General features: G+C 77.2%; 10 protein-coding genes. 8 read left to right on the top strand and 2 right to left on the bottom strand.

The genetic code is table 11. The annotated features are described in order from the left end of the window. The first annotated feature begins 112 nt into the window (after positions 1-112). Positions 113-1,720 (top strand): glycoside hydrolase family 6 protein, encoded by a 1,608-nt coding sequence (locus tag ACFY07_RS16870; RefSeq protein ID WP_390869352.1) that lies wholly within the window; start codon positions 113-115, stop codon positions 1,718-1,720. 105 nt (positions 1,721-1,825) lie between these two features. Here ACFY07_RS16870 and ACFY07_RS16865 read toward each other — a convergent pair whose 3' ends face one another. Together ACFY07_RS16865 and ACFY07_RS16860 are read right to left on the bottom strand one after the other, a co-directional pair. Beyond that, entirely contained in the window at positions 1,826-2,737 is a 912-nt protein-coding gene (locus ACFY07_RS16865) for an SDR family oxidoreductase (protein ID WP_390869351.1), read from the bottom strand. After that, on the bottom strand, positions 2,734-3,351 hold the full coding sequence (locus tag ACFY07_RS16860; protein WP_390869350.1) for a TetR/AcrR family transcriptional regulator: 618 nt from the start codon (positions 3,349-3,351) through the stop codon (positions 2,734-2,736). Before ACFY07_RS16860 ends, ACFY07_RS16865 begins: the two co-directional genes overlap by 4 nt. 175 nt (positions 3,352-3,526) lie before the next feature. Here ACFY07_RS16860 and ACFY07_RS16855 point away from each other — a divergent pair, with 175 nt between their 5' ends. From ACFY07_RS16855 to ACFY07_RS16825, 7 genes are all read left to right on the top strand, one after another. Next, positions 3,527-4,321: a TIGR03084 family metal-binding protein gene (locus ACFY07_RS16855; RefSeq protein WP_390869349.1), complete on the top strand. Its 795-nt coding sequence runs from the start codon at positions 3,527-3,529 to the stop codon at positions 4,319-4,321. Then, complete coding sequence (locus tag ACFY07_RS16850) at positions 4,318-6,123, top strand: acyclic terpene utilization AtuA family protein (RefSeq protein WP_390869348.1); 1,806 nt, start codon at positions 4,318-4,320, stop codon at positions 6,121-6,123. Before ACFY07_RS16855 ends, ACFY07_RS16850 begins: the two co-directional genes overlap by 4 nt. Next, on the top strand, positions 6,120-7,718 hold the full coding sequence (locus ACFY07_RS16845; RefSeq protein WP_390869347.1) for an acyl-CoA carboxylase subunit beta: 1,599 nt from the start codon (positions 6,120-6,122) through the stop codon (positions 7,716-7,718). Before ACFY07_RS16850 ends, ACFY07_RS16845 begins: the two co-directional genes overlap by 4 nt. A 14-nt stretch (positions 7,719-7,732) precedes the next feature. After that, complete coding sequence (locus ACFY07_RS16840; RefSeq protein ID WP_390869346.1) at positions 7,733-9,730, top strand: acetyl/propionyl/methylcrotonyl-CoA carboxylase subunit alpha; 1,998 nt, start codon at positions 7,733-7,735, stop codon at positions 9,728-9,730. A 271-nt stretch (positions 9,731-10,001) separates the two neighbouring features. After that, positions 10,002-11,183: an acyl-CoA dehydrogenase family protein gene (locus ACFY07_RS16835; protein ID WP_230652773.1), complete on the top strand. Its 1,182-nt coding sequence runs from the start codon at positions 10,002-10,004 to the stop codon at positions 11,181-11,183. A gap of 148 nt (positions 11,184-11,331) precedes the next feature. Then, on the top strand, positions 11,332-13,038 hold the full coding sequence (locus tag ACFY07_RS16830; RefSeq protein ID WP_390869345.1) for an AMP-binding protein: 1,707 nt from the start codon (positions 11,332-11,334) through the stop codon (positions 13,036-13,038). Then, the gene (locus tag ACFY07_RS16825) at positions 13,035-13,805 is read left to right on the top strand and encodes an enoyl-CoA hydratase family protein (protein ID WP_390869344.1); all 771 of its coding nucleotides are present in this window, start codon (positions 13,035-13,037) and stop codon (positions 13,803-13,805) included. The genes ACFY07_RS16830 and ACFY07_RS16825 overlap by 4 nt, the downstream gene beginning before the upstream one ends. The last annotated feature ends 83 nt before the right edge of the window (positions 13,806-13,888 follow it).

Genomic DNA, 13,888 nt, shown 5'->3' with positions numbered 1-13,888 from the left:
TACGCTCGACTCGGCCTGTGCGGGAGCGCTCCCACGCGCTCACCGCCCACCCACCCAGGCCCTCTCCCACCCCGAGAGCGCGCTCTTCCACCCAGAGAGCACGGAGGACGATGTGACATCCCGCGCCACCCCCGGGCGCTCCGCCGCCCCCGCCGGCGGACCGCCGTCCGCACACCCGCCCGTACCCGCGCCCGGACACCGTCCGGAGCACCTGCCCGCCGGGCCGCCGGAGGGCCTGCCGGAGCACCCGTCCGGCCGCCCGCACCCGTACACGCACCCGTCCCACCCGCACCCGCACCGGGCGCCGCGCCGCCGGCTCCGCGCGGTCGCGCTCGCCCTCGCCGCCGCCGGCACGGCGGCGGCGGGCCTCGTGCTCGCCGGGCCGACCAGCGCCGGAGCCGCCGTGCAGGGCGCCCTCCCCGCCGGGACGCAGTTCTACCGCGACCCCGCCTCCCAGGTCGTCAAGTGGTCCGCCGCCAACCCCGGCGACTGGCGCCAGCCGGTCGTCTCCCGGCGGATCGCGAGCCAGCCGCAGGGCATCTGGTTCGCGAACTACCGGCCCGACACCGTCACCTCCGACGTCCGCGGCATCACCTCGGCCGCCGCCTCGGCCGGGCAGGTGCCGGTGCTGGTCGTGTACGAGATCCCCAACCGCGACTGCGGCGGGGCCTCCGCCGGCGGCGCGCCCGACCTGGGGTCGTACGACGCCTGGGTGCGCGGCTTCGCCGCCGGGCTCGGCAGCGGCCGTTCGCTCGTCCTGCTGGAGCCGGACTCGCTGGCGCTCACCAGCTGCCTCTCCTCCCAGCAGCAGGCCGACCGGTTCGCCTCGCTCTCCCGGGCCGCCGCCGCCATCCGCTCCGCCGCGCCCGCGGCCAAGGTGTACCTCGACGGCGGCCACTCGGCCTGGAACAGCGCCGCCGAGCAGGCCTCCCGGCTCCGCGGCGCGGGCGTCCTGACCAACGCGGACGGCTTCTTCACCAACGTCTCGAACTTCAACACCACCGCGAACGAGACGTCCTACGCCAAGGCGGTCCTCGGCGCGCTGGGCAGCCCCTCCCAGCTGCACGCCGTCGTCGACACCAGCCGCAACGGCAACGGGCCGGCGGGCGGGGGCGCCTGGTGCGACCCCTCCGGCCGGTCCATCGGCGCCTACCCGACCGCGGACACCGGGGACCCGGCGATCGACGCCTACCTGTGGGTGAAGCCGCCCGGCGAGGCGGACGGCTGCGCCGCGGCCGCGGGCACCTTCAGCCCCGACATCGCCTACGCCCTGGCCTCCGGGGCCCAGGACCCGCCGACCTCCACCAGCCCCCCGACGACCCAGCCCCCGACGACGCAGCCCCCCACCACCCCGCCCCCGACCACGCAGCCCCCCACGACCGCCCCGCCCACCGGCTCCGCCGCGTGCGCGGTCACGTACCGGGTCACCAACTCCTGGGCGGGCGGCTTCACGGCCGACGTCACCGTGAAGAACACCGGGAGCAGCCAGGTGAGCGGCTGGCGCCTCGCCTGGACCTTCCCCGGCGACCAGCGGATCACCAACGCCTGGAACGCCACGGCGTCCCAGTCCGGCGCCTCGGTGACCGCCGCCGACGCGGGCTACAACGCCGCCCTGGCGCCGGGCGCCTCGACGACGCTCGGCTTCCAGGCCGCCGTCGGCGCGGCCAACCCCGCGCCGACGTCCTTCACCCTCAACGGCGCACCGTGCAGCGCGTCCTGACGCGCTGAGCGCCCCACCGCGTGCCGCCGGCCGGAGTCCGGGCCGGCCGGCGGCACTTCCTCCCGGCCCCCGCGCGCGCCTCCCGGCCCCCCGCAGCCTCCGGCGTCAGAGCGGGTCGCCGAGCGGCCCGTGCTCCCCCTCCAGGGCCTCGGCCCAGTGGGCGGCCCAGTCCGGCTGCGTGCCGTCCGCGTCGGTGAAGCCGTACTCCCGGTACAGCCCCCAGGTGGCCAGCGCCCGGCCCGACCGCGCCATGACGTCCGGGTCGGCGGCGAGGGCGGCGACGGCCCGTCCGAGGTAGGCGGGGCTCTCGGAGTGGGCGAAGTGCGGGTCCTTCGCCGCGCCCTCCCGCCAGGTGGCCTCGGTGACGCCGAAGTGGTCCAGCATCGCCTCGGACCGCAGGAAGCCGGGGGTGAGCGCCACGGCCGCGACGCCGTGCGGCCGCAGCTCGGCGGCCTGCGCGACGGCGAGCCGGATCACCGAGGACTTCGCGAGGTCGTAGAAGAACGACCCGCGGTACCGGGCGGTGTTGCCGTCGGTGACCTCCACCACCAGGCCGCTCCGGCGGGCCACCATCAGCGGCAGCGCGAACCGGCTGGTGACGACGTGCGTCTCCACGGCCTGCCGCAGCAGCCGCAGCCCGGTGCCGAGGTCCTGCTCCCACAGCGGGTGCGCCCAGTCGGTGAGCGGGTCGCCGCCCCACACGCAGTTGACCAGCACGTCCAGGCGGCCGTCCTGCTCGGCCGCGATCCGGTCCACCAGGGCGCGGACCTCCTCCGGGCGGCTGTGGTCGGTGCGGAGGGGGACGCCGAGGCCGCCGGCGGCGGTGACCCGCTCCGCGGTCCCCTCGACGGTCTCGGGGCGGTCCATGGCGGAGCGTCCGGCCGCGCTGCTGCGTCCGGTGACGTACACCGTGGCGCCCGCCGCGCCGAGTTCGACGGCGATGCCGCGTCCGCCGCCCCTGGTCCCGCCGGCCACGAGGGCCACCTTCCCGGCCAGTGGCCGGCTGCCGTCGTTCACGCGTCCTCCAGGGGGGTGCCGTCGGATGAGGGGAGGTGGGGGCCGAGCAGGGCGGCGAGTTCGCGGCGCAGGCGCTCGGGCAGGGTGCCGCGCCGGTCCAGGGCCCAGGTCAGGCCGGTGCCGGCGACGACCGCCCGCACGGAGGAGGCCAGTGCCGCGGTGTCCGTGCCGGGCCGCAGCTCCCCGGCGTCCGCCGCCTCGGCCAGCAGGGCCGCGACCGCCCGCCCCTGCGCCTCGTGGACGGCCAGGGCGTGGGCGCGCAGCCCGGGGTCGGCGAGGTCGGCGCAGAGGAACGCCAGATGGTTGGCGTAGGCCTCGGGCGCGGCGATCCCGGCCGTGGACTCCACGGCGAGCGCGACCAGCGCCGCGAGGGCCGAACCGTGCCCGGCCCGGACCCGTCCGGCCAGCGCCTCCGCGTCCCGCGCGGACTGCTCGGCCAGGGCCAGGAGCAGGCCCCGCTTGGACCCGAAGCGCTGGACGAGGGTGGCGGGGGCGAGCCCCGCCTCGCGCGCCACGGCCGCGAGGGTGAGGCCCGCGGGGCCTGTGCGGCCCATCACCTCGGCGGTCCGGGCCAGGACGACCGCGTCGTCGACCCCCCGGGGGCGTCCTGCCACCGCGCTCTCCTCTCTATAAATGAATGTTCATTTATTAAACCTCCAGCCCGGCACTCCCGCAAACGGGGGGGCGGACGGAGAAAAAGAAGCAAGCATGCTTGTTTCTTTCGGGTGATGCTGCAAGGCTGCCGGGGGAGACGGCAGTGACGCCCTTTCAGGCGGAGGGAGTGCCCCCATGGTGGATCCCCGTACGGTGCTGGACGACCTGCGCGCGGAGAGCGACGAGGTCGACGCCCTGGTCTCCGGACCCGGCGAGCGGCACTGGCACGACCCCACCCCCGCACCCGGCTGGACCCTCGCCCACCAGGTCGCCCACCTCGCCTGGACCGACGAGCAGGCGCTGCTCGCCGCCACCGGCCCCGACCGCTTCGCCCGCCTGCTGGAGCGGGCCGCCGCCGACCCCGAGGGCTTCGCCGACGCCGAGGCCGCCCGCACCGCGGACCAGCCCCGCGACCGGCTGCTGGCCGCCTGGCGGTCCGGCCGCGAGGCCCTGCTGGAGGCGCTGGCCGCCGTCCCGCAGGGCGCGCGGATGCCCTGGTTCGGCCCGCCGATGAGCGCCGCCTCCATGGCCACCGGCCGCCTCATGGAGTACTGGGCCCACGGGCAGGACGTCGCCGACGCCCTCGGGGTGCACCGCGTGCCCACCGTCCGGCTGCGGCACGTCGCCCGCCTGGCCGTCCGGGCCCGCGACTACGCCTACTTCGTGCACGGCGAGCAGCCCCCCGCCGGGGAGTTCCGGGTCGAGCTGGCGCCGCCGGGCGGCGGGGAGGCGTGGACGTACGGGCCCGAGGACGCGGAGCAGCGGGTGACCGGACCCGCCCTCGACCTCTGCCTGCTGGCCACCCGCCGCCGCCACCGCGCCGACCTCGGCCTCAAGGCCGAGGGCGCCGACGCCGACCACTGGCTGGACATCGCCCAGTCCTTCGCCGGGCCCGCCGGGCGCGGCCGCACCCCGGGGCAGTTCGCATGACCGCCGCCCCCGCGCCCGGCCCCGCGCCCGCCCCGGACCCGGCGGCCGGGCCCGCGCCGCTGCGGATCGGCAACGCCTCCGGCTTCTACGGCGACCGCTTCGAGGCCGTCCGCGAGATGCTCACCGGCGGCCCCCTCGACGTCCTCACCGGCGACTACCTTGCCGAGCTGACCATGCTCATCCTCGCCCGGGACCGCATGAAGGACCCCTCCCGCGGCTACGCCCGCACCTTCCTGCGCCAGATGGAGGAGTCCCTCGGCCTCGCCGTCGACCGCGGCGTGAAGGTCGTCGTCAACGCGGGCGGCCTCAACCCGGCCGGCCTCGCCGACGCCCTGCGCGCCCTCGCCGGGCGCACGGGCGTCCCCGCCGCCGTCGCCCACGTCGAGGGCGACGACCTGCTGCCCCGCGCCGCCGAGCTCGGCCTGACCGGCGAGGACGGCCCGTCCGGTGAGGGCCGCCCGTCCGGCGGGGGCGGCCTGCTCGCGGCCCACGCCTACCTCGGCGCCCGCGGCATCGCGGAGTGCCTCCGCGCCGGGGCCGACGTCGTCGTCACCGGCCGCACCACCGACGCCTCCCTCGTCGTCGGCCCCGCCGCCGCCCACTTCGGCTGGCGCTGGGACGACTGGGACGCCCTGGCCGGCGCCACCGCCGCCGGGCACGTCCTGGAGTGCGGCGCCCAGGCCACCGGCGGCAACTACTCCTTCTTCACCGAGCACGACGTGCGCCGCCCCGGCTTCCCGCTCGCCGAGGTCCGCGCCGACGGCAGCAGCGTGATCACCAAGCACCCGGGCACGGGCGGCGCCGTCACCGTGGAGACCGTCACCGCCCAGCTGCTCTACGAGACCGGGCCCGCCCGCTACGCCGGGCCCGACGTCACCACCCGCCTGGACACCCTGCGCCTGCGCCAGGAGGGCCCCGACCGGGTCGCCCTCACCGGGGTGCGCGGGGAGGCCCCGCCGCCCGCGCTCAAGGTCGGCCTCAACCGGCTCGGCGGCTGGTACAACGAGGTCGTCCTCGTCCTCACCGGGCTCGACGTCGAGGCCAAGGCCGCCCTGGTGCGCGAGCAGCTGGAGGCGGCCCTCGGCAAGCACCGCCCCGCCGAGCTGCGGTGGACCCTCGCCCGCACCGACCGGCCCGACGCCGCCGTCCAGGAGGAGGCGAGCGCCCTGCTGCGCCTCGCCGTCCGCGACCCCGACCCGGAGGCCGTCGGACGCGCCGTCAGCGGCGCCGCCGTCGAGCTGGCCCTCGCCAGCTACCCCGGCTTCCACGTCACCGCGCCGCCCGGCAACGGCACCCCGTACGGGGTCTTCGAGGCCGCGTACGTCGACGCCGCCGCCGTGCCGCACACCGCGGTGCTGCCCGACGGCCGCCGGGTCGCGGTGCCCCCGGCGCCCCGGACCGCCGCCCCGGCGGAGGTCCCCGCACCGGAGCCGCCCGAACCGGAGCTGCCCGCGCCGCTGCCGCCCGGCCCGACCCGCCGCGCCCCGCTCGGCCTGGTCGCCGGGGCCCGCAGCGGCGACAAGGGCGGCGACGCCAACGTCGGCGTCTGGGCCCGCACCGACGACGGCTGGCGCTGGCTCGCCCACGCCCTCACCGCCGACCGCCTGCGGGAGCTGCTGCCCGAGACCGCCGGCCTGCCCGTCACCCGCACCGTCCTGCCCCACCTGCGCGCCGTCAACTTCACCGTCACCGGCCTGCTCGGCGAGGGCGTCGCCTCCCGCGCCCGCTTCGACCCCCAGGCCAAGGCGGTGGGGGAGTGGCTGCGCTCCCGCCACCTCGACATCCCGGAGGTGCTCCTGTGACCGTGCTCGCCTCGTCGCTGGACCCCGGCTCGCCCGACTTCGCCGCCAACCGCGACGCCATGCTCGCCAAGCTCGCCGAGCTCGACGCCGAGCACGCCAAGGCGGTCGGCGGCGGCGGACCCAAGTACGTGGAGCGGCACCGCCGCCGCGGCAAGCTCCTCGCCCGCGAGCGCATCGAGCTGCTCCTCGACCCCGACTCGCCGTTCCTGGAGCTCTCCCCGCTCGCCGCCTGGGGCAGCGAGTACCCGGTCGGGGCGGCCCTGGTCACCGGCATCGGCGTCGTCGAGGGCACCGAGTGCGTCATCACCGCCAACGACCCCACCGTGCGCGGCGGCGCCTCCAACCCGTGGACGCTCCGCAAGGCGCTGCGGGCCAACGAGATCGCGCTGCGCAACCGCCTCCCGCTGGTCAACCTGGTGGAGTCCGGCGGCGCCGACCTCCCCAGCCAGAAGGAGGTCTTCATCCCCGGCGGCGCCCTCTTCCGCGACCTCACCCGCCTCTCCGCCGCCGGCATCCCCACCGTCTCCGTCGTCTTCGGCAACTCCACCGCCGGCGGCGCCTACGTGCCCGGCATGTCCGACCACGTGGTGATGGTCAAGGAGCGCTCCAAGGTGTTCCTCGGCGGCCCGCCGCTGGTGAGGATGGCCACCGGGGAGGAGGCCGACGACGAGTCGCTGGGCGGCGCCGACATGCACGCCCGCGTCTCCGGCCTCGCCGACCACCTCGCCGTCGACGAGCCCGACGCGCTGCGCCTGGCCCGCCGCGTCGTCGCCCGGCTGCGCTGGGACAAGCGGGGCCCGGCGCCCGCGGCCGGGGTGGAGCCGCCCAAGTACGACCCGGAGGAGCTGCTGGGCGTCGTCCCAGGCGACCTGAAGACGCCCTTCGACCCGCGCGAGGTGGTCGCCCGGGTGGTCGACGGCTCCGACTTCGACGAGTTCAAGCCGCTGTACGGGACGAGCCTCGCCACCGGCTGGGCGTCGGTCCACGGCCACCCCGTGGGCATCCTCGCCAACGCGCAGGGCGTGCTCTTCAGCGCCGAGGCGCAGAAGGCCACCCAGTTCATCCAGCTCGCCAACCAGCGCGACATCCCGCTGCTCTTCCTCCACAACACCACCGGCTACATGGTGGGCCGGGAGTACGAGCAGGGCGGCATCATCAAGCACGGCGCCATGATGATCAACGCCGTCTCCAACAGCCGCGTGCCGCACATCTCGGTGCTCATGGGCGCCTCCTACGGCGCCGGGCACTACGGCATGTGCGGGCGGGCGTACGACCCCCGCTTCCTCTTCGCCTGGCCCAGCGCCAAGGCGGCGGTGATGGGTCCGCAGCAGCTCGCCGGGGTGCTCTCCATCGTGGCCCGGCAGTCGGCGGCGGCCAAGGGCCGGCCGTACGACGAGGACGCCGACGCGGCGGTCAGGGCCATGGTGGAGCAGCAGATCGAGGCGGAGTCGCTGCCGGTCTTCCTCTCGGGGCGGCTCTACGACGACGGGGTCATCGACCCGCGCGACACCCGCACCGTGCTGGGCCTGTGCCTCTCCGCGGTGCACAGCGCGCCCGTGGAGGGCGCGCGCGGCTACGGCGTCTACCGGATGTGAGGGCCACCGAACAGATGATCACCTCAGTGCTGGTCGCCAACCGGGGCGAGATCGCCCGGCGCGTCCTCCGCAGCTGCCGGGACGCCGGCCTGGACGGTGTCGCGGTCTTCTCCGACCCCGACGCCGACGCCCCGCACGTCCGGGAGGCCGACGCCGCCGTCCGCCTCCCGGGTGCGGCCCCCGCCGACACCTACCTCCGCGCCGACCTGCTGGTGCAGGCGGCGCTGGCCGCGGGCGCGGACGCCGTCCACCCCGGCTACGGCTTCCTCTCCGAGAACGCCGGCTTCGCCCGCGCCGTCCTCGACGCGGGCCTGGTCTGGATCGGCCCGCCGCCCGAGGCCATCGCCGCCATGGGCTCCAAGACCGGCGCCAAGCGGATCATGGCCGGGGCGGGCGTGCCCGTCCTCGACGCCGTCGACCCCGCCGCGGCGACGGAGGCCGACCTGCCGCTGCTCGTCAAGGCCGCGGCCGGGGGCGGCGGGCGCGGCATGCGCGTCGTCCGCGACCTCGCCGCCCTCGACGGCGAGCTCGCCGCCGCCCGCGCCGAGGCCGCCTCCGCCTTCGGCGACGGCGAGGTCTTCTGCGAGCCGTACGTGGAGACCGGCCGCCACGTCGAGGTGCAGCTCATGGCCGACGCCCACGGCACGGTGTGGGCCGTCGGCGACCGGGACTGCTCGGTGCAGCGCCGCCACCAGAAGGTCGTCGAGGAGGCGCCCGCGCCCGGGATCCCCGACGCCGTGCGCGAGGCCCTGCACGAGGCCGCCCGCACCGCCGCCCGCGCCATCGGCTACACCGGCGCCGGGACCGCCGAGTTCCTGCTCGCCCCCGACGGCCGGTTCTTCTTCCTGGAGATGAACACCCGCCTCCAGGTCGAGCACCCCGTCACCGAGTGCACCACCGGCCTCGACCTGGTCGCCCTCCAGCTCCGGGTCGCCGAGGGCGCCGCCCTGCCGCCCCGGCCCCCCGCCACCCGCGGCCACGCGATCGAGGCCCGCCTGTACGCCGAGGACCCGGCCGCCGACTGGCAGCCGCAGGCCGGCCCGCTGCACCTGCTGGAGCTGCCCGGCACCACCGCCCGCTTCCGCACCCCGGCGGGGGAGGAGTCCGGCCTGCGGCTGGACTCCGGCGTCGAGGACGGCGACACCGTGACCGTCCACTACGACCCCATGCTCGCCAAGGCGGTCGCCTGGGCGCCCACCCGCGCCGAGGCCGCCCGCCGCCTCGCCGCCGCCCTGGCCCGCGCCCGCATCCACGGGCCCGCCACCAACCGGGACCTTCTGGTGCGGGTGCTGCGCCACCCCGCCTTCCTCGCGGGGGACGTCCACACCGCCTTCCTGCGGCAGCACCACGCCGACACCGTCGCCCGCCAGGCCCCCGACAAGGAGACCGAGGCGCTGGCCGCCCTCGCCGCGGCCCTCGCCGACGCGGCGGGGCGGCGGGCCGCCGCCCCCGTCCTCGGCGGCCTGCCCGCCGGGTGGCGCAACGTGCCCTCCGCCCCCCAGGCCAAGCGGTACCGCACCGCCGACGCCGAGCACGAGGCCCGCTACCGGCACACCCGCGACGGCCTCCTCGCCGAGGGGCACCCCGGCGTCCGGCTGGTCTCCGCCGCGCCCGGCCGGGTGGTGCTGGAGACGGGCGGGGTGCGGCGGGCGTTCGCCGTCGCCCGGTACGGGGACACCGTCCACGTCGACGGGCCGCTCGGCGCCGTCGTCCTCACCGCCGTCGGACGCTTCCCCGACCCCGCCGCCCAGACCGCCCCCGGCTCGCTGCTCGCGCCCATGCCGGGCACCGTCGTGCGGACCGCCGTCGCCGAGGGCGACGCCGTGCGGGCCGGGCAGACCGTGCTGTGGCTGGAGGCGATGAAGATGGAGCACCGGGTCACCGCGCCCGCCGACGGCACCGTCGCCGAGCTGCGCGTCCGGCCCGGCCAGCAGGTCGAGCCCGGCGCGCTGCTCGCCGTGGTCCGGGAGGCCGCCCCCGCCGGGGGCGGCGCCTCCGCCGAGGGCCCCTGAGCGCCCGTGCCCCCGGGCCCCGGCCCGGCCGCCCCCGACCCCGGGGGTCCGGCACGGAGGGGTCCCGACTCCGGCACGCCGGACCCCTCCCCGGCCGGGCCCCCGGCCGCCGCACTCGGACCACGGCCTCCCGCCCGCACCCGTCACCCGGCGCCGCCGCGCCCCCGGGCCCGGCCGCCCGTACGGCCCGCGGTCCGTCCGCAGCCCGCGACCCGCCCCCCGCGCAAGCCCCCGCAGAAGACCTGCAGCACCTGCAGAAGGGACGATCGGCATGACCGGCACCACCTTCCAGGAGTCCGCGTTCAGCGAGTCCGAGGAGCGGCAGGCCCTGCGCCGCGCCGTCTCCGACCTCGGCCGCCGCTACGGCTCCGAGTACTTCCTCGCCAAGGCCCGCGCCGGCGAGCGCACCGACGAGCTGTGGCGCGAGGCCGGCAAGCTCGGCTACCTCGGCGTCAACCTGCCCGCCGAGTACGGCGGCGGCGGCGCCGGGTGCTACGAGCTGTCCATCGTCCTGGAGGAGCTGGGCGCCGCCGGCTGCCCGCTGCTCATGCTGGTGGTCACCCCCGCCATCTGCGGCTCCGTCATCGCCCGCTTCGGCACCGAGGAGCAGCGCCGCCACTGGCTGCCCGGCTTCGCCGACGGCTCCCTGCGGATGGCCTTCGCGATCACCGAGCCCGACGCCGGCTCCAACTCCCACCGCCTCGCCACCGTCGGCCGGCGCACCCCCGACGGCTGGCGGCTCACCGGCCGCAAGGTCTACATCTCCGGCATCGAGGGCTCCGACGCGATCATGGTCGTGGGCCGGACCGAGGACGCCCGCACGGGAAAGCTCAGGCCCGCCCTGTTCACCGTCCCCGTGGACGCCCCGGGCCTGGAGTACCGGCGCATCCCCATGGACATCGTCTCCCCCGAGTACCAGTACCAGGTCTTCCTCGACGACGTGCCGCTCCCCGAGGGGGCCCTCGTCGGCGACCAGGACACCGGCCTGCTCCAGCTCTTCGCCGGGCTCAACCCCGAGCGCATCATGGCCGCCGCCTTCTCCGTCGGCATCGGCCGCCACGCCCTGGCCAAGGCCGTCGGCTACGCGCGCGACCGCACCGTCTGGCGCGACCCCATCGGCGCCCACCAGGGCATCGCCCACCCGCTCGCGCAGTGCCGCATCGAGCTGGAGCTGGCCCGGCTGATGATGCAGAAGGCCGCCCACCTCTACGACCACGGCGACGACGCCGGCGCGGGCGAGGCCGCCAACATGGCCAAGTACGCCGCCGCGGAGGCCTGCGCCCGCACCGTCGACCAGGCCGTGCACACCCTCGGCGGCAACGGCCTCACCCAGGAGTACGGCCTCGCCGCGCTGCTCGCCGCCTCCCGCGTCGGCCGGGTCGCCCCGGTCAGCCGGGAGATGGTCCTCAACTTCGTCGCCCAGCACACCCTCGGCCTGCCCAAGTCGTACTAGGCGCCGCACCGGCCCCGGCGGTCCCGCGGCCCGGCGGCCCGTCCGGTCCGCACCCGCCCGTCCGCCCCCGCCGGGTGCGGCCCGGCCCCACCCGGAGGCCGGCCGCAGCCGCCGCGCAGCCGTCCGCCCCGCCCACCCGGAGGGTCCCATGGTGTACCGCAGCGAGTACCCCGACGTCCCCGTCCTCGACGTGCCCATCCACGACGCCGTCCTCGGCGGGGCCGCCGGCCGCGGCGACCTCCCCGCCCTGGTCGACGGGGTGACCGGCCAGACCCTGACCTACGCGCAGCTCGACGCCGCCACCCGCCGCGCCGCCGCCGGGCTCGCCGAGGCCGGGGTCGCCCCCGGCGACGTCGTCGCCCTGCACAGCCCCAACACCGTCGCCTACCCCGTCGCCTTCTACGCCGCCACCCGCGCCGGGGCCACCGTCACCACCGTCAGCTCCCTCGCCACCCCCGGCGAGATGGCCGCCCAGCTGCGCGACAGCGGCGCCCGCTGGATCGTCACCGTCTCCCCGTTCCTGCCCACCGCCCGGGAGGCGGCCGCCGCCCTCGCCGGCACCGGCACGCCCGTCCGGGAGATCTTCAGCTGCGACCCGGCCGAGGGCCACCGGAACCTCTTCGACCTGCTGGCCAGCACCGCGCCCGAGCCGTCGCCCGCCATCGACCCCGCCGCCGACGTCGCCGTGCTGCCGTACTCCAGCGGCACCACGGGCACCGCCAAGGGCGTCATGCTGACCCACCGCAACATCGCCACCAACCTCGCCCAGCTCGACGCCGCGCACCGCCCCGGGGTCGGCCAGCGCATCGTCGCCGTGCTGCCGTTCTTCCACATCTACGGCCTCACCGCCCTGATGAACCACCCGCTGCGCTGCGGCTCCACCGTCGTCGTGCTGCCCCGCTTCGACCTGGAGCAGTTCCTGCAGACCCTCCAGGACCAGCGCATCCAGGGCGTCTACGCGGCCCCGCCCATGGTCCTCGCCCTCGCCCGGCACCCGGCCGTCGACCGCTACGACCTCTCCTCGCTGGAGTACGTCCTCTCCGCCGCCGCCCCGCTGGACGCCGACCTCGCCGACGCCTGCGCCCGCCGCCTCGGCATCGACACCGTCCGCCAGGCGTACGGCATGACCGAGCTGTCGCCCGGCACCCACCTGGTGCCGCTGACCGACACCTCGCCGCCGCCCGGTGCGGTCGGGAGGCTGCTGGCCTCCACCGAGATGCGGGTCGTCGCCGTCGAGGGCGGCGCGGCCGCGGAGGACCTGCCGCCCGGCGAGCCCGGCGAGCTGCTCATCCGCGGCCCGCAGGTGATGAAGGGCTACTTCGGCCGCCCCACCGAGACCGACGCGGTGGTCGACGGGGACGGCTGGCTGCACACCGGCGACGTCGGCTACGTCGACGACCGCGGCTACCTGCACGTCGTCGACCGGGTCAAGGAGCTGATCAAGTACAAGGGCTACCAGGTGGCCCCCGCCGAGCTGGAGGCCGTGCTGCTCGCCCACCCGGAGGTCGCCGACGCCGCCGTCATCGGTGTCGCCGGGCCCGACGGCGGGGAGGTGCCCAAGGCGTTCGTGGTCCGCGGGCCGGGGAGTACGCTCACCGACCAGCAGGTGATCGACCACGTGGCCGGGCAGGTGGCCCCCTACAAGAAGGTGCGCGCCGTGGAGTTCGTGGACGCCGTCCCCAAGTCGGCGGCGGGCAAGATCCTCCGCCGCCGGCTGCGGGAGCGCGAACGCGGCGCCGCCGGCGCGCAGGTCCCCGCCCAGGGCCCCGTGCCCGGCGCACCCGCCGCACCCGCGACCGAGACCCCCACCTACGCCGGCAACGGAGCCGGCCCGGAAGAAGGCCCCGCGCGATGACCGACGCCACCGCCGCCCCCCTCGTCCGCCTCGCGGTCGAGGGGGCCGTCGCCACCCTCACCCTCGACTCCCCGCACAACCGCAACGCCCTCTCCTCGCGCCTGATGGCCGAACTGGAGCAGGGCCTCGCCGAGGCCGCCAAGGACCCGGCGGTGCGCGCCGTCGTCCTCGCCCACACCGGCAGGGTCTTCTGCGCCGGCGCCGACCTCTCCGAGGCCACCTCCGGCGATCCGACCGCGGGCCCCCGCCGCCTGGTGGAGATCCTGCGCGCGGTGGTGGAGTGCCCCAAGCCGGTGGTGGCACGCGTCGACGGGCACGCCCGGGCGGGCGGCCTCGGCCTCATCGGCGCCTGCGACATCGCCGTCGCCGGCCCCGCCTCCACCTTCGCCTTCACCGAGGTCCGGCTCGGCCTCGCCCCGGCCGTCATCTCGCTGCCGCTGCGGCCCAGGCTCGACCCCCGCGCCGCCTCCCGCTACTACCTCACCGGCGAGACCTTCGACCCGGCCGAGGCCGCCCGGATCGGCCTGGTCACCGTCGCCGCCGACGACACCGCGGCCGCGCTGGAGCCGGTCCTGGAGGCGCTGCGCCAGGCGTCCCCGCAGGGGCTGGCGGAGTCCAAGCGGCTGGTCGCCGCCGACGTGCTGCGCTCCTTCGACCAGGACGGCGAGGACCGGGTGGCGCAGTCCGCGCTGCTCTTCGGCAGCGACGAGGCCCGGGAGGGCATGACCGCCTTCCTGGAGCGCCGCCCGCCCGCCTGGGCGCGCTGACCGGCCCCGCCCCCCGACCGGGCCCCGGCCGGACCCCCGGCTGGAGCCCCCCGACGAGACGTCCCCGGACCAGGAGCACCCCG

It is taken from the genome of Streptomyces sp. NPDC001380 (assembly GCF_042895785.1).
Taxonomy (GTDB): Bacteria; Actinomycetota; Actinomycetes; order Streptomycetales; family Streptomycetaceae; genus Peterkaempfera.
This window is presented reverse-complemented; position numbering and strand designations above follow the sequence as displayed.

Excerpts from the sequence above, each read along its gene's own strand:
- ACFY07_RS16855 (WP_390869349.1), top strand. The coding sequence starts at position 3,527 with ATGGTGGATCCCCGTACGGTGCTGGACGACCTGCGCGCGGAGAGCGAC.
- ACFY07_RS16840 (WP_390869346.1), top strand. The coding sequence starts at position 7,733 with ATGATCACCTCAGTGCTGGTCGCCAACCGGGGCGAGATCGCCCGGCGC.
- ACFY07_RS16835 (WP_230652773.1), top strand. The coding sequence starts at position 10,002 with ATGACCGGCACCACCTTCCAGGAGTCCGCGTTCAGCGAGTCCGAGGAG.
- ACFY07_RS16825 (WP_390869344.1), top strand. The coding sequence starts at position 13,035 with ATGACCGACGCCACCGCCGCCCCCCTCGTCCGCCTCGCGGTCGAGGGG.
- ACFY07_RS16850 (WP_390869348.1), top strand. The coding sequence starts at position 4,318 with ATGACCGCCGCCCCCGCGCCCGGCCCCGCGCCCGCCCCGGACCCGGCG.
- ACFY07_RS16830 (WP_390869345.1), top strand. The coding sequence starts at position 11,332 with ATGGTGTACCGCAGCGAGTACCCCGACGTCCCCGTCCTCGACGTGCCC.